The following is a 14,269-nucleotide window of genomic DNA, read 5'->3' as shown; positions in this document are numbered from 1 at the left end:
GCGTTGGCTTGCCAACGCAAGTCTGCTTAGCCACACGCAGGCGGGGGCTGCGTGCCCGGATCGTGCCCGCCTATTTCGGCCGGAAGTAGAACGCCTCGCCCGGCAGCGAGCCGTAGGTGAACGGCTCCTGCCTGCGGTTGGTCGCGGCGTAGACCTCGTCGCGCACCCGGCGGAACAGCATGTTGATCTCGAGGCCGGGCTCCATGATCAGCTTCACGAAGGCGGCCGCGAAGGGGCTGTTGGCGCCGGTGCCGTCCTGCGCCACCTGGCCGTCGCGGGCCGCGAAGGCGACGAGCGTGCCGCCCTCCGGCTCGATCTTGGCCAGCCCCCGGCCCACCGAGCGCGTCGAGGCCAGGGTGCGGCGCATGCGCGGCACGAAGGGATTGTCGCGGCAGGCATCGAGCACGATGAGGCGCAGCTTGCGCGCCTTCTCGGTGGCCACGAGGACGCGCTCGACCGTGATCGCCTCGTCCTGGATGTCGCGGTCGGCGTTGAGCTGCGCGTCGGTGGGGATCAGGTAGTTCATCCCCCCGACCTCCAGCCCGTGGCCGGCGTAGTAGACCACCGCCCAGTCGGCGCTCTCGACCTGATCCTCGAACCGGCGCAGCGCGGTGATGAAGTTCTGGCGCGACAGGTTGGCTTCCGCGATCACCGTCTGGAAGCCGAGGCTGCGGAAGGCGTTGGCCACCGCGTCGGCATCCCGGCGCGGGTTGTTGAGGAGCGCGAAGTCCCGGTAGGCCGAATTGCCGATGACGAGCGCCACCCGGCGGCCGGTCGCGACGGCGGGCGGGGCCTTGGGCGCCTCGGCGAGCTTCGCCTTCAGCTCCCGCAGGGCCTTGCCGGCCTCCGCCTCGGCGGCCTTGGCGCGCGCCTCGGCCTCGGCGGCGCTCCTGCGGGCCTGCTCCTCGGCGGCCTTGGCGCGCTCGGCCTCGGCGCGGCTGGTGGCGAGCGCGGCGTTCGAGGCGGCGATCTGCGCCATCAGGTCGGCGCGCGCCCGCGTCTCCTGCTCGCCCCGCAGCTTCGCCTCGGCATCCGCCGCCGCGCGGGCGGCGGTGGCGGTGCGCATCGCCTCCTCGGCGGCGGCGCGGGCCTGGGCGGCCTCGGCGAGCGCCGTGCGGCGCGCCTCGTCGGCCATGCGCAGGCCGGCCAGCGACTCGGCCCGCGCCTCGGCCTTCACCCGGGCCTCGAACTCGGCCCGGGCCTGGCTCTCCGCCCGGCCCTTCTCGCGGGCATCGGCCTCGGCGCGCAGGCGCGCCTCGCGCGCGTCCTCGGCGGCCTGCGTGGCCGAGGCGCGCTTGGCCGATTCCTCGGCGACCCGCGACTCGGCGGCCCGCACGACGCTGCGCGCCTGCTCGGTCTGGGCGGTCGCCAGTGCGGCGATGCGCTCGTGGGCGAGCGCCTGGGCGGGCCGCGCCAGGCCGGCGTCGCGGTCGGGCGAGAGGCCCATCGCCTTCTCGAAATCCGCCCGGGCGAGCGCGGTCTCGCCCTTCTGCTCGCGGGCGAGCCCGCGCCCCGTATAGGCGGCGACGAAGTCCGGCAGGATCCGCAGCGCCTCGTCGTAATCGGCGATCGCCCGCTCGGTCTGGCGTCCCGCCCGGTAGGTGTCGCCCCGGAAGGTCAGGGCGACGGGCGAGCGGGGATTGGCCGCCACCGCGCGGTTCAGGTCGTCCAGGGAGCGGGCGAGATCGCCCTTGAGGCGCAGGATCTCGCCGCGGTTGGCGAGCACCAGCCCGTGGCGCGGATTGTTGAGGAGCGCCTCGTCGCAATCGGCCAGGGCTTTGTCGAGCTGGCCCATGTCCTTCCAGACGAGCGCGCGGTTGTTGTAGGCCTCCGGCGCCGCTTCGAGGGCGATGGCCTTGGCGTGGTCGGCGAGCGCGCGCTGCTTCTCGCCCTTCAGGCGCCACGCCTCCCCGCGCCGGCTGTAGGCCCGCCAGGCGTTGGGGTTGAGGCGGATCGCGGTGTTGTAATCCGCGATCGCGCCGTCGAACTCGGCCCGGTCCAGCAGCAGCGCGGCCCGGTTCTCGTAGCCCAGCGGATCGTTCGGCCGCAGCCGGATCAGCGCATTGAAGTCATCGAGCGCCCGGTCGAGATCGCGCTTGTGCAGGTAGGCGAGGCCGCGGTTGGCGAAGGCGCGGAAGAACTTGCCGTCGAGCGCGATCGCCGCGTCGAAATCGGTCACCGCCCGGTCGTACTCCTCCTTGCCCATCAGCGCCGCGCCGCGGGCGTTGAGGATGGCGGGAGAGCGCCGGTCGAGGCGCAGCGCCTGGGTGAGATCCGCGATGGCGCGATCGTACTCGCCGAGCATGTGCCAGGCGATGCCGCGGTTCTTGAGCGCGTCGGTGAAGGCGGGCTGGCGGTCGAGGGCGCGGGTGAGGTCGTCGATGGCGCCGCGATGGTCCCCGCGCATCACCTTGGCGACCGCCCGGTTGTTGTAGAGCCCCGGCACGGCGGCGGGGTTGCGCTCCTGGTCGAGGAGCCGGGTGCAGGCCGGGATGCCGGCATCCGGGTCGGCGGCCGAGCGGGCACAGGTCTCCGCATCGCCCGCGGCGGCGGGCCCGATCGCCGCGGCTGCGAAGACGATGGCGAGGAGACCTCCGATCAACCCGCGGCCGAGACGCATCGCCCATCCCCCAGGCACCGCGCCAGCATAGCACAGGTGGCGGCGCGGACGGATCGTCCATCGCACCCCCCGCCCGCCGCGGAGGTGCGGCCGCGCACCGGCTGCGCGCGCGTCGCATCGTCCGGGCGGTCCGTCCGTGATCCGGATCACGGACGGCCGGAGCGGGCGCGGGGAGGCATGCGGGCGCGGGACGTGGCATAAGCCTGGGCGGACCGGGAGCAGGGCCATGAGGGGCGGACGGCATGGTGCGGCGCGGGCGCTCGCCTGCCTGCTGGGCGCGGCGGCGGGCGCCGGCCCCGCCGGGGCGGCGTGCGCGGGCCGCGACCTGTTCCCGGCGCTCCAGGCGACCGCGCCCGCCGCCTGGGCGGAGATCGAGGCCGGGCGGCGGGTGCCGCACGCGCAGGGCATCCTGTTTCGCGTCAGCCGGGACGGGGTGGCGCCCTCCCACCTGTTCGGCACCCTGCACCTCAGCGACCCGCGGGTGGTGGGGTTCCCGGCCGCCGCCCTCGCGGCGCTCGACGCCGCGCGCCGCCTCGCGGTCGAGATCGACGAGGCCCCGCGCAGCCTCAAGGCGCGACGCGCCCTCGCGGAGGCGCCCGCCCTGGCGGCGGAGCCCGGCCGGTCCGCCGCGGACCTGCTCGATGCGGAGGAGGCCGCGGGTCTGCGCGCCTTGATCGAGGCGCGCGGCCTGCCGCCCTCGGCCGCATCGCTCAGGCCCGCCGTGCTGGCCCTGGTCCTCGACCTGCCGCCCTGCGCCAAGACGTCGGGTGGACGGACCGCGGGGGAGGGGCGTGCGGCCCATCGTGCGGCCCATGCCGAGCGGGTGCTCGCCCGCCGCGCCCGGGCGCGCGGCATCGCGGTGGTGGGCCTGGAGACGCTGGAGGAGCAGATCGGCAGCTTCGCCGACCTCCCCGCACCGGCCGAGCGCGACCTGCTGCGCGCGGTGCTGCGCCAAGCGCCCCTGGCCGAGGATGCGGTCGAGACCACCATCGCCCGCTACGTCGCCCGCGACGCGGGCGGGCTGCTCGCCTGGATGCGCGCGAGCGAGCCCCTGCCCGGCGAGCCGGGCGCGCGGCTGCCCGCCGCCTTCCTCGACCGGCTGATCGACCGGCGCAACCGCCGCCTGCGGGAGCGGGCGCGGCCGCTGCTCGACCAGGGCGGCGCCTTCATCGCCGTGGGCACCGCCCACCTGCCCGGCGAGGCCGGGCTGGTGAGCCTCCTGGCGCAGGACGGCTACGCGGTGGTGCGGGTGGAGTGAGCGCTCACCACTGGTAGCGGAAGCCCGCGCGCCCGCCCGCCGCGAAGTAGCGGTCGCCGCCCCGCACGTCGCCCTGCACGAAGCTCGACAGGCCGTTGCCGTGGTCGAGGGCGAAGGTGAGGATGCCCTGGCCGCGCAGCTTGCCCTCGTCGTTGAGGGCGAGCACGTTGCTGCCGAAGGCTCCCGCCTGGATGAAGCCGCCGTCGATGAGGACGTTCTCGTAGGCGAGGCCGGTCAGGATCGTGGTGAGGCGGGTGGCGCCCAGGAAGGTCTCGAAGCCGAAGCGGGCGCCGCCCTGCACCCGGACGAGGTTGCCGTCCCGCAGGCCGAGCTGGGCCGCGCTCGCCTCGTAGAACGAATGCGTGACCTGGTAGCCGACCGTCGGCTCGAACCAGACCGTGTCGCTCGCGAAGAACCGGTAGTTCGCGTTGCCGAAGGCCGAGAGCTGCGTCACGCCCGTGCGGCCCGAGCCCGCGAGATTGGCGACGTTCGTGACGAGGCCCGTGAAGCCCGCGGCTTCCCGGAAGGTCTGGTCGAGGCCGAAGAAGTCCGCCTTGAGGGTCTGGTCGAACGAGAAGCCGCCGTTGAAGTAGGTGGCGAAGGCGCCGACCGACGGACCGGTGAGGGAGACCCGCGTCGAGGCCGCGCCGTTCGGCGGAAACCCGGGATTCTGCGGCAGCGTCCGGGTCGAGATGGCGATCGAGGTGTCGGTGTAGCCCGTGATGAGGCCGAAGATCGCGCCGTCACCCGGCTCGGCGATGTCGCGCACCGTCAGGTCGATGCCGCCGAGGAAGCCGCCGGTGCGCGTCGTGCTGCGCTGCAGGACGGTGAACGGCAAGGTCTGAACCCCGCCGCCGGCATCGTACTGGACCGCCCCGGCCGAGCGGCCCGAGCGCTGCTCGAAATCGCCGTAGCCGGTCGCGAAGGCGCCGAAGCGCGGCCCCTGCGGCGGCGGGACGTACACGGGCACCGGCTCGACGTCGTAGCCCTTGCGCACGATCGGGCGCGGCCCGGGGCCGGAGGGCGGAGGCGGCTCGTAGGCGCGGGACTCGGAGTCGGGCCGGGCGCGCATGCGGCGAGCGGCGGCCTCGTCCCGGCGCTCCTCGGCCGCGGCCCGGCGCTCCGCGGCCTGGCGTGCCTGCGCCCGGCGGGACGCGGCGGCGGCCTCGCGACGCTCCTCGGCGGCGTCGGCCCGGCGCGCCCGCTCGGCATCCCGGCGCGCCTCCTCCTGGCGGGTCCGCGCGGCCTGCGTCCGTGCCTCGGCCCGCCGCGTGCGAGCCGCCTCGTCGCGGCGGTCGCTCTCGCGCCGCCGCTCCGTTGCGCGCTGCGAGCGCGCATCCTGCCGCCGCTCGGTGCGGCGGCGCTCGCCGGCTTGGTCGCTGCGGCGGCGCTCGCGGGCCTGCTCGTTGCGGGCGTCCGTGTCCCGCTGACGCTGACGCTGCCGGTCCGCGTCGGCGGAGCGCTGCGTCTCCTCGGCGCGCCGGTTGGCGATGGCGCTCGATGTGGTGCGGTTGGTCTCGGTGGTGGCGGATTGCGACAGGTCGCTGAGGGACTGGCTGGCGAGCGCGGCGCCCGAGAAGGCGCCCGAGCCGGTGACGCCGTTGGTGCAGTTTCCGTTCTGGAGCGTATAGGGCGCGGTGGTCCCGTCCAGGAGGCTGTTGCCGATCTGCGCCGTCACGGCGGCGCTCGGGCAGAAGATCGATTGCGCGACGGCCGGCGACGCACCCCCGAGCAGAATCAGGCTTCCACTCGTTAACAAAGACTTAACAAATCCAGTCCGCCCACGCCCCGCCGCCATCACCAGCTCCCGAATCAGCCGACCTTGAGACTTACACGACTCTGCGCGAACTCGGCGTGATTCACATGTCACACTCCGAACACAATACGCGCGCGGGCAAGTTCTCGTGGCGAGGAACTGGACGCCGTATCCGAGAGGACAGGGGGCGCGCGGGCGAGGATTGTCGCCGCCTGATATCGCCCGAGGCGCCGGAGTGTTCGCGCCCGCCGCAAGAGGCCGCAAGAGGCCGCGAGAGGCCTGCCGCCGGCCTGACGACGACGCGGCTGCGAAGTCCTGGGCCCGGCATGATGCGCCACGATTGTCGCGCTACTCGGCCATACTGTGGGGATGCTCCGCGCGCCGGTGGGCCGGGCGGAGCGCACCCGGTCGGCCGTGCTTGACCCCCCGGGTGCTTTTCGACAGGGTCGCGCCCGCCTCGGCCGGAGGCCTCTCCCCGCCGCGGGGAGCCCCCCTTGCGATGAACCGATTCGGAGCCTCATGCCGTCGAGCGACGAGACCGCCGCGAAGGGTTCGGCGGCGCCGTCCGCCCCTCCGCGCCTGATCGTGAACCGCGACGGCGCGCCGATCCCGCCGGGTCTGCGCGGGGCCGTGGCGGCCCTGGGCAATTTCGACGGCCTGCACCAGGGCCACCGGGCGCTGATCGCGGCGGTGCGCCGCGAGGCGGCGGCCGTCGGCGCTCCGAGCACCGTCCTCACCTTCGAGCCGCACCCGCGCAGCTTCTTCTCCCCCGCGACCCCGATGTTCCGCCTCACCGACGAGGCGGTGAAGCTCGCGGTGCTCGCCCGGCTGGGGGTGGACGGCGTGTTCGTGCGCCGCTTCGACGCCGCCCTCGCCGGGACCGGGGCGGCGGCCTTCGTGACCGGGCTCCTCAAGGGCGAACTCGGGCTCTCGGGCGTGGTGATCGGGCACGATTTCCACTTCGGCCGCGGCCGGGAGGGCACGCCCGCCGTGCTCGCCGCGCTCTGCGCCGAGAACGGCCTCGCCTGCCGAGTGGTCGAGGCGGTGACCGCCGAGACGGGCGAGAGCCCAGTCTCGTCGAGCGCGATCCGCGCGAGCCTGGAGGCCGGGGACGTGGCGCGGGCCAACCGCCTGCTCGGCTTCCGCTGGTTCGTGCAGGGGGAGGTGCGCCACGGCGACAAGCGCGGGCGCACGCTGGGCTTCCCCACCGCCAACGTCGCGCTGCCGGGATGCGGGCTCGCCCACGGCATCTACGCGGTGCGCGTGCGCCTGCCCGACGGCAGCCTGCGCGACGGGGTGGCGAGCTACGGCCGCCGCCCCACCTTCGACAACGGCGCGCCGCTCCTCGAGACGACCCTGTTCGACTTCTCGGGCGACCTCTACGGCCGGACCATCGCGGTCGAGTTCGTGGGCTACATCCGCGGCGAGGCGCGCTTCGCCAGCGCCGAGGCGCTCACGGCGCGGATGCACGAGGACGCGGCGGAGGCCCGCCGGATCCTCGCGGCGGATGCCGTTCCCTCGATGATCGCGTGAGGGCGCGGCCCTTCGGGCCGGATCCGCGCCTATGGCGGGGTCGGCCCGCACGGGCTATCACCGGGGGTGACGCAAGGATCCTGCGATGATGGACGACGCGGCCGGACCCGGTCCGCCGGAGTTGGAGGCGCTGCCGGTCTTGGACCCGGACGCGCATCGGGAGCTGCGCGACATGATCGGCGCGCAGACCGTCGAGCGGCTCGTCCTGCGCCTGATCGCGCTGATGCGGGCCGCCTTCCACGACGCGGCGCCCGAGGCGGTGGGGCGGGAGGCCCACGGGCTGATCTCGACCGCCGGCATGATGGGCTGCCCCCGCCTCGCCGAGATCTGCCGCCGGCTGGAGGTGGCCGCGCAGGAGGGCGCGGGCCACGCCGCGCTGCTGGAGCAGGCGCGGCGCACGCGCGACCTCACCCTCGCGGCCCTGACGGACCTCGCCGGACCGCCGGCGTGAGGCCGGATCACGGGGCGGGCGGCCCGGCCGCGACCTCCCCGACGGCGAGCCGCACCAGCATCACCTCCGGGTCCTGGGGATCGCTGCGCAGATCGAAGCCGAGCTTGCGGCACATGGCGAGCATCGTCGTGTTCTCGCGCAGCACCTGACCCTCGACGTGGCGCAGGCCCTCGGCCCGCGCCCACTCGATCATCAGCCCCATCAGCGCCCAGCCGAGCCCCAGGCCCTTGAGGTCGGAGCGCACCAGGATCGCGTACTCGCCGGAGGCGTGGTTGGCATCGGCGTGCAGGCGCACGGCGCCCATCATCGCGCCGCTGCCCTCGTCGAGGGCCACGAACGCGATGGCGCGGGCGTAGTCGAGCTGCGTCAGCCGGGCCAGGAAGGCGTGGCTGAAGTCGCGCACCGGCGCGAAGAAGCGCAGCCGGAGGTCGGTCTCGCTCACGTGCCGGAAGAACTCCTCGAACAGGCCCTCGTCCTCCGGCCGCACCGGGCGGATGAGGATCGGCTGCGCGTCGAGGCGGATGCGGCGCTCCCACTCGGCCGGGTAGGGGCGCACGGCGAAGCGGGCGTGGCTCGGTCCCGCCCCGGCATCGCGCCGCCGTCCGGTCACGGGCGCCACCGCGACCCGGGCGTCGAGGGCGATCACGCCGGTCTCGTCGGCGAGCAGCGGGTTGATGTCGAGGTCGCGCACCTCCGGCAGGTCGGCGGCGAGCTGGGCGATCTTGACCAGCACCAGGGCCACCGCCTGCTCGTCGGCCGCCGCGACGTCCCGGTAGGCCTTGAGCCGGCGCGAGACGCGGGTGCGCCCGATCAGCTCGGCGGCCAGCCGCAGGTCGAGGGGCGGCAGGGCGAGCGCGCGGTCGTCCACCACCTCGACCGCGGTGCCGCCGCGCCCGAAGACCACCACCGGCCCGAAGACCGGGTCATCGGCGAGCCCGGCGATCAGCTCGCGGGCCTTGGGCCGGCGCAGCATCGGCTGCACCACGAAGCCCGTCACGGCGGCGTCCGGCCGGTCGCGGGCGGCCCGGGCCAGGATCGCGGCGGCGGCCTCGCGCACCGCCGCCTCGCTGGTGAGGTCGAGGTGAACCCCGCCGATGTCGGACTTGTGCACGATGTCGGGGGAGACGACCTTGAGCGCCACCGTGCGCCCGGCCGCGATGAACGGCCAGGCCGCGCCGGCCGCCGCGTTGGCATCCGGCGCAAACAGCACCTCCAGGGTCGGGATGGCGTAGCAGGCGAGCAGCCCCGCGACCTCGCGCGGGTCGAGCCAGCTGCGCCCGGCCGCCACCGCCGCCCCGACGATGCGGCGCGCCGCCGCGACGTCGGGGGTGAAGTCCTGCGGCAGCGAGGCCGGGGTCTTCATCAGGTCGTCCTGCGCCTCGCGGTAGCGCACGAGGTGCATGAAGCCCTCCACCGCCTCGGCGTCGGTGGGGAAGCGCGGGATGCCGGCCGAGCGCAGCACCTCGGTGGCCGCCATCCCGTCCCCGATCGAGACCGCGAAGACCGGCTTGGCGCGGAAGCTGGCCTGCCGGGCGCGCCGCACCGCGCCGGCCACCGCTTCGGCCACGTCCTCGCCGCCCGACAGGGCAGTGGGCACGTTGACGACCAGCACCGCGTCGTTGCCGCGGTCGGCCAGCAGCGGGTCGAGGGCGGCGGCGTAGCGCGCCCCGTCCGCATCCGCCCCGAGGTCGAGCGGGTTGCGCCAAGGGTCGGCCGGCGAACTGTCGGCCGGCGAACTGTCGGTGGGCGAGCCGGCGGCGGTCAGCGCGGCGGTGAGGCGGGCGCAGGTCTCCTCGGAGAGCGAGGCCAGCGTACCGCCGAGATCGGCGAGCCGGTCCACCGCCAGCGCCCCGACCCCGCGCCCGTTCGTCACCACGGCGAGGCGCTTGCCCGGGAAGGGCCGCTGGCGCCCGAGCGTCTCCACGGCCGAGAACATCTCGGGCAGGGCCTGGACCCGCAGCAGCCCGGCGCGCCGGAAGGCGGCGTCGTAGACCGCGTCCGGCCGCGCCAGGATGCCGCTGTGGGTGGCGAACGGGCCCGGGGCGGCCGCCTCGTGCCTCCCTGAGCGCAGCACCACCACGGGCTTGGCGCGGGCGGCGGCCCGGGCCGCCGACATGAACTTCGGCGCGTCCGCGATCGATTCCAGGTGGAGCAGGATCGCCCGGGTGCCGCGGTCCTCCGCGAAATGGTCGAGGCAATCGGCGATGTCGACGTCGAGGGCGAGGCCGAGCGAGAGCACCCCCGAGAAGCCGTAGCCCCGCCCCGCCGCCCATTCGACGATGCCGGCCGCCACGGTGCGCGACTGGGAGATCAGCGCGAGGTCGCCCTTCGGCGGCATGCGGGCGAGCAGGCTGGCGTTGAGCTGTGCGCCAGGCACCGCGAGGCCCATGCATTCGGGGCCGATGAGCCGCAGGCCGTGGGCGCGCGCCGCCCGGCGGGCCGCCTCGGCCGGCGAATCCGGGCCGCTGCCGAGGCCCGCCGTGACGATCGCGGCGCCGCCGCAGCCGCGCGCGCCCGCCGCCGCCACGATCCCGGCCACCGTGTCGGGCGGGGAGACCACCACCACGAGGTCGGCGGCCTCCGGCAGGGCGTCGATAGCGGGGTAGCACGGCAGGTCGTCGATGCGGTCGCGCTGCGGGTTCACGGGCCAGATCGGCCCGGGGAACGCCGCCCCGCGCAGGTTGCGCAGGATCGCGGCCCCGAACGAGGTCGACCGCCCGCTCGCGCCTGCGAGCGCGACGGAACGGGGCTTCAGGATCCGGTCGAAGCGATAGGTGCTCATCGGGGCGGCATCCGATCGGAACTCTCGCGCGCAGCGGCATGGGGCGCAACGGTCGCGCCGCCGCTCGGTTCGGCCGGCGTGGCGTCCTGCTCTACGTCACCGATCCGGCTTGGCCATGCACCGCCGGCATTTGTGCGATGCAAAAATTTGCGTTGCAGCGCATGAAGGGAAAAATAAATTGAGGTCTCCCGGTCACGCCGGCTTTCCGCAGCGCAGATCGCGCCGGACAGAACCGCACCAGGACCTCCCATGCGCATCCTCAGCCTCCTCACGCTCGGCTTCCTCGCCACGACGGCCGCCGGCGCCGCCGAACTGCGTCCGCAGCAGGCCCACAGCCTCGATCTCGGCCGCGTCCAGGGCACCGCCTACTACACAGTCGAGCGCGACGGCTTTCGCGTGGTCGCCACGCTCGCCGCCGACGAGACCCCCGTCCGTGTCGTGACCACCCTCGCGCCCGACCAGCGCGTCAGCCTCTCGGTGCCGGGTGCCGCCGGCACGGCCGCCACCGAGATCGGGTTCGCCCGCCGCGGCGACCGCCTGGAGGTGGTGCTGCCGGGCAAGCCGACCTTCTGAACCCGACCGTCCGACCCCGGCCCGTGCGGTGCCGCAGCGTCGTCCCGGGCGACGCTGCGGCCCCCCGCCGCTTGTGTTGCCGGCCGATCTGAGCCACCTGTCCGCCGACCTTGCCCGAGACGGCAATCGCGCACAGGCCCAAGGATCGTCCGATGAAGACCTGCTCCCTCCTCTGGCGCACCGGCGCCCTCGCGCTCGTCCTCGCGCTGCCGGCCGCCGCGCAGCAGGCGCCCGCTCAAGCACCGGCCCAGGCGCCCGACACGGTGGTGGCCCGCGTGAACGGCGCCCCGGTGACGGCGGGCGACCTCGCCGTCGCGGCCGACGACCCGGCCCTGTCCCTGCCGGGCGTGGGCGACGACCAGAAGAAGTCCCTGCTCGTCGACTACATGGTCGACCTGAAGCTCGGCGCCCAGGCGGCCGAGAAGGCCAAGATCGGCGAGAGCCCCGACTTCACCCGCAAGCTCGCCTATTTCCGCGACAAGCTCCTGCTCGACGAGTACCTGGAGCGCGAGGGCAAGAAGGCCGTGACGCCCGAGGCCGCCCGCGCGCTCTACGACGAGACCGTCAAGGCGATGAAGCCGGAGGAGGAGGTGCACGCCCGTCACATCCTCGTGGAGAGCGAGGCGGAGGCCAAGAAGATCGCCGGGCGCATCAAGGGCGGCGAGGATTTCGCCAAGGTGGCGGCCGAGACCTCGAAGGATCCCGGCTCCAAGGCCGAGGGCGGCGACCTCGGCTGGTTCACCAAGGAGCGGATGGTCGCGCCCTTCGCGGAGGCGGCCTTCAAGCTCGATCCCGGCAAGGTCTCGGATCCGGTCAAGACGCAGTTCGGCTGGCACGTCATCAAGGTCGAGGAGAAGCGCACCAAGCCGGTGCCCGGCTTCGACGAGATGAAGGAGCAGATCGACGCCTACCTGACCCGCAAGACGCAGCAGGACATCATCACCAAGCTGCGCGAGCAGGCCAAGATCGAGAAGACCGACGCGGCGCCCAAGGCCGAGGAGCCCAAGAAGCCGTAGCGCATCCCGTCAACGACGACGGCCCGGGATGTGCACATCCCGGGCCGTCGGACCATGCGCCCCGGCCGAACGGTGCGCGCGGTGCCCCTCTCCGAGGGGGAAGAGAGGGGATCGGGGTTTCGCCTATTCCCGCTCGCCGGTGAGATTCAGCAGCAGCTGGAACAGATTGATGAAGTTCAGGTAGAGCGAGAGCGCGCCGAACACCGCGAGCTTGCTGGTCGCCTCCTGGCCCCAATGCTCGGAATACTGCTCCTTGATCGACTGCGTGTCGTAGGCGGTGAGGCCGACGAAGATCACGACGCCGATGAGCGAGATGACGAATTGCAGGGCGCTCGAGGCCAGGAAGATGTTCACGAGGCTCGCGATGACCAGGCCGATCAAGCCCATCATCAGGAACGAGCCCATTTGCGACAGGTCGCGCTTGGTCGTGTAGCCGTAGAGGCTGGTCGCGCCGAACATCGCCGCCGTGATGAAGAAGGTGCGGGCGATGCTGGTGCCGGTGAAGACCAGGAAGACCGAGGCGAGCGACAGGCCCATCACGGCGCAGAAGGACCAGAACAGGGTCTGAGCGGTGCCCGCCGAGATGTGCTCGATGCGGAACGACAGGAACAGGATGAAGGCGAGCGGCGCCAGCATCACCACGTACTTGAGAGGCGTGCCGAACAGGGGCTGGGCGATGGCCGGGGTCGAGGCCACCGCGAAGGCGACGAGGCCGGTGAGCGCGAGCCCCAGCCCCATGTAGTTGTAGACCCGCAGCATGTGCTGCCGCAGGCCCTCGTCGAAGGCCGCGGCGGAGGCGGCCGGGCGGGCCTGCCAGGCGAAAGGCGTGTTCATCGGTGTCGTGGTCCTCGGGTTGGTCCCGCCGCCCGTCGGCCGGCGGGGAAAGGCGATCAGGGTGTCAGGGCCGCGAGGGTCGCGGCGGCGCGCCCGAGTGCCGGCTCGTCGCGGGAGCCGCTGAGCGCGAAGGCGGTGTGGCCGGTCTTCCAGTAGACCGTCACGGCATCGGCGGCGCGCACGACCTCGGGCGAGATCGCCTCCGTGTCGGGTGTGCGGGTGGCGAACAGCGCCACCGGGCCGAGCGCCCCCGCCTCGATGGCGATCTCCACCCCCGCGCCGCTGCGGCCGGGGAAGATCTGCAGGTCGTTCACGCGCCAGTCGCCCGGCAGGTCGGGCAGGCGGATCCTGGTCGCCGCCTCGATGCCGGCGCGGTCGTAGGCCGGGGTCGGACGCAGCGAGGCGACCCGGGCACGCAGCTGCGCGGTCTGGCGCGCCTGCAGCGCCTCCTCCAGGAAGGGCGGCGTCTGGGCCGAGGCCACGAGCCCCGAATCCGCATGCATCAGCCAGCCGGTCCCCACCAGCAGCGCGACCACGGCGGCGCGCTGGAAGCGCGCGCCGATGCGGCGCCACGTCAGCGCGCGGTCGAGCCGGCGGGCCGCGAGCGCGATCCGCTCCGGCACCGGGCCGGGCCGGAGATTCGGCTGGACGGGCGCGAAGGCGGCGCTGAGCGCGTCGCGGGTGCGCAGATCGGCCATCACGCGGGCGGCGGCCTGCGGGTTGGCGGCGAGGTGCTCCTCGACCTCGATCCGGCGCCCGAGGTCGAGTTGCCCGTCGATATAGGCGTTCAGGTCGCTCTCGGTGATCGGATCGGTCATCGGTCTCTGCTCCACGGGACGGGGTGCGGGCGGGCTCCCGTCATGGATTGTCCTCCGCGCGTCCCCCGCCCTGGACCACCCGCAGGCGCGGAGGAGACGGGGCGGGGGCCGGCAGGGCCGGGGCGCGGTTCTCGAAACTGCGCAGGGCGGCGCGGGCGCGCCCGAGGCGCGACATCAGCGTGCCGATCGGGATGCCGAGCACGTCCGCGGCCTCCTGGTACGCGAGGCCCTCGATGGTCACGAGATGCAGGGCCGCCCGCTGCTCCTCCGGCAGGCGGCCGAAGGCCTCGCGGATCTGCGCGAGGCGCACATGGCTGTCCTGGGCCGGCGGCACCGCCTCGTCGGCGAGGTGCCCGAGCGAGTCGGCGTAGCGGGCCTCCACCTGCCGGCGGCGCTGGCCGTCGATGAAGGCGTTGTGCAGCACCGTCATCAGCCAGGTGCGCAGATTCGTGCCCCCGCGCAGCGAACCCTGGTGCTCCAGGGCGCGCACCAGGGCGTCGTGCACGAGGTCGTCGGCCTGGGTCGGGTCGCGCGTCAACGCCCGGGCGTAGCGCCGCAGGGGCACCACGAGGTCGACGACGTCGAGTCGCTTGCGAGGTCTCATATCCGGTGAACGGACGAGGCCGCG

11 protein-coding genes are annotated in these 14,269 nt (G+C 74.1%); 5 read left to right on the top strand and 6 right to left on the bottom strand.

The features are described 5' to 3' along the window. Positions 1-70: 70 nt before the first annotated feature. Positions 71-2,620 carry a tetratricopeptide repeat protein gene (locus MFF61_RS15805; RefSeq protein ID WP_238236025.1) on the bottom strand — a complete coding sequence of 850 codons (2,550 nt, stop codon included), beginning with the start codon at positions 2,618-2,620 and terminating at the stop codon, positions 71-73. Between the two features lie 226 nt (positions 2,621-2,846). Between MFF61_RS15805 and MFF61_RS15800 the strand changes: the two genes are divergently transcribed. Next, a complete protein-coding gene (locus MFF61_RS15800) occupies positions 2,847-3,878 on the top strand; it encodes a TraB/GumN family protein (RefSeq protein ID WP_238236024.1) in 1,032 nt (343 codons plus the stop codon). Between the two features lie 4 nt (positions 3,879-3,882). Here the strand turns inward: MFF61_RS15800 and MFF61_RS15795 are convergent, their stop codons facing one another. Continuing rightward, positions 3,883-5,556 (bottom strand): hypothetical protein, encoded by a 1,674-nt coding sequence (locus MFF61_RS15795; protein ID WP_238236023.1) that lies wholly within the window; start codon positions 5,554-5,556, stop codon positions 3,883-3,885. 597 nt (positions 5,557-6,153) lie between these two features. Between MFF61_RS15795 and MFF61_RS15790 the strand changes: the two genes are divergently transcribed. Next, positions 6,154-7,167, top strand: coding sequence for a bifunctional riboflavin kinase/FAD synthetase (locus MFF61_RS15790; protein ID WP_238236022.1), 1,014 nt, complete (start codon positions 6,154-6,156; stop codon positions 7,165-7,167). An 85-nt stretch (positions 7,168-7,252) separates the two neighbouring features. Then, positions 7,253-7,618 carry an Hpt domain-containing protein gene (locus MFF61_RS15785; protein ID WP_238236021.1) on the top strand — a complete coding sequence of 122 codons (366 nt, stop codon included), beginning with the start codon at positions 7,253-7,255 and terminating at the stop codon, positions 7,616-7,618. Positions 7,619-7,625: 7 nt separating this feature from the next. Here MFF61_RS15785 and MFF61_RS15780 read toward each other — a convergent pair whose 3' ends face one another. Further along, complete coding sequence (locus tag MFF61_RS15780; protein WP_238236020.1) at positions 7,626-10,400, bottom strand: bifunctional acetate--CoA ligase family protein/GNAT family N-acetyltransferase; 2,775 nt, start codon at positions 10,398-10,400, stop codon at positions 7,626-7,628. A 249-nt stretch (positions 10,401-10,649) separates the two neighbouring features. Here MFF61_RS15780 and MFF61_RS15775 point away from each other — a divergent pair, with 249 nt between their 5' ends. Both MFF61_RS15775 and MFF61_RS15770 read left to right on the top strand, forming a co-directional pair. Further along, positions 10,650-10,973 carry a hypothetical protein gene (locus tag MFF61_RS15775; protein WP_238236019.1) on the top strand — a complete coding sequence of 108 codons (324 nt, stop codon included), beginning with the start codon at positions 10,650-10,652 and terminating at the stop codon, positions 10,971-10,973. A 152-nt stretch (positions 10,974-11,125) separates the two neighbouring features. Further along, complete coding sequence (locus MFF61_RS15770; RefSeq protein ID WP_238236018.1) at positions 11,126-11,989, top strand: peptidylprolyl isomerase; 864 nt, start codon at positions 11,126-11,128, stop codon at positions 11,987-11,989. A 123-nt stretch (positions 11,990-12,112) separates the two neighbouring features. Here the strand turns inward: MFF61_RS15770 and MFF61_RS15765 are convergent, their stop codons facing one another. Genes MFF61_RS15765 through MFF61_RS15755 form a run of 3 tightly spaced genes read right to left on the bottom strand, consistent with a single transcriptional unit; the run spans position 12,113 to position 14,245 of the window. Next, complete coding sequence (locus tag MFF61_RS15765) at positions 12,113-12,823, bottom strand: Bax inhibitor-1/YccA family protein (protein ID WP_238236017.1); 711 nt, start codon at positions 12,821-12,823, stop codon at positions 12,113-12,115. A 56-nt stretch (positions 12,824-12,879) separates the two neighbouring features. Further along, positions 12,880-13,641: an anti-sigma factor family protein gene (locus MFF61_RS15760; protein ID WP_238236016.1), complete on the bottom strand. Its 762-nt coding sequence runs from the start codon at positions 13,639-13,641 to the stop codon at positions 12,880-12,882. A 40-nt stretch (positions 13,642-13,681) separates the two neighbouring features. Continuing rightward, the gene (locus tag MFF61_RS15755; protein ID WP_238236015.1) at positions 13,682-14,245 is read right to left on the bottom strand and encodes a sigma-70 family RNA polymerase sigma factor; all 564 of its coding nucleotides are present in this window, start codon (positions 14,243-14,245) and stop codon (positions 13,682-13,684) included. Positions 14,246-14,269: the final 24 nt, after the last annotated feature.

The organism is Methylobacterium isbiliense (assembly GCF_022179325.1).
In the GTDB taxonomy this organism is placed as follows: Bacteria; Pseudomonadota; Alphaproteobacteria; order Rhizobiales; family Beijerinckiaceae; genus Methylobacterium; species Methylobacterium isbiliense.
The sequence above is the reverse complement of the archived record's forward strand: the minus strand, read 5'-3'. Positions and strand labels throughout refer to the sequence as shown.

Bases quoted from the DNA above. Each gene is read 5' to 3' on its own strand.
- MFF61_RS15755 (WP_238236015.1), bottom strand. From the start codon at position 14,245: ATGAGACCTCGCAAGCGACTCGACGTCGTCGACCTCGTGGTGCCCCTG.
- MFF61_RS15775 (WP_238236019.1), top strand. From the start codon at position 10,650: ATGCGCATCCTCAGCCTCCTCACGCTCGGCTTCCTCGCCACGACGGCC.
- MFF61_RS15770 (WP_238236018.1), top strand. From the start codon at position 11,126: ATGAAGACCTGCTCCCTCCTCTGGCGCACCGGCGCCCTCGCGCTCGTC.
- MFF61_RS15780 (WP_238236020.1), bottom strand. From the start codon at position 10,400: ATGAGCACCTATCGCTTCGACCGGATCCTGAAGCCCCGTTCCGTCGCG.
- MFF61_RS15765 (WP_238236017.1), bottom strand. From the start codon at position 12,823: ATGAACACGCCTTTCGCCTGGCAGGCCCGCCCGGCCGCCTCCGCCGCG.
- MFF61_RS15805 (WP_238236025.1), bottom strand. From the start codon at position 2,620: ATGCGTCTCGGCCGCGGGTTGATCGGAGGTCTCCTCGCCATCGTCTTC.
- MFF61_RS15785 (WP_238236021.1), top strand. From the start codon at position 7,253: ATGATGGACGACGCGGCCGGACCCGGTCCGCCGGAGTTGGAGGCGCTG.
- MFF61_RS15790 (WP_238236022.1), top strand. From the start codon at position 6,154: ATGCCGTCGAGCGACGAGACCGCCGCGAAGGGTTCGGCGGCGCCGTCC.
- MFF61_RS15760 (WP_238236016.1), bottom strand. From the start codon at position 13,641: ATGACCGATCCGATCACCGAGAGCGACCTGAACGCCTATATCGACGGG.
- MFF61_RS15800 (WP_238236024.1), top strand. From the start codon at position 2,847: ATGAGGGGCGGACGGCATGGTGCGGCGCGGGCGCTCGCCTGCCTGCTG.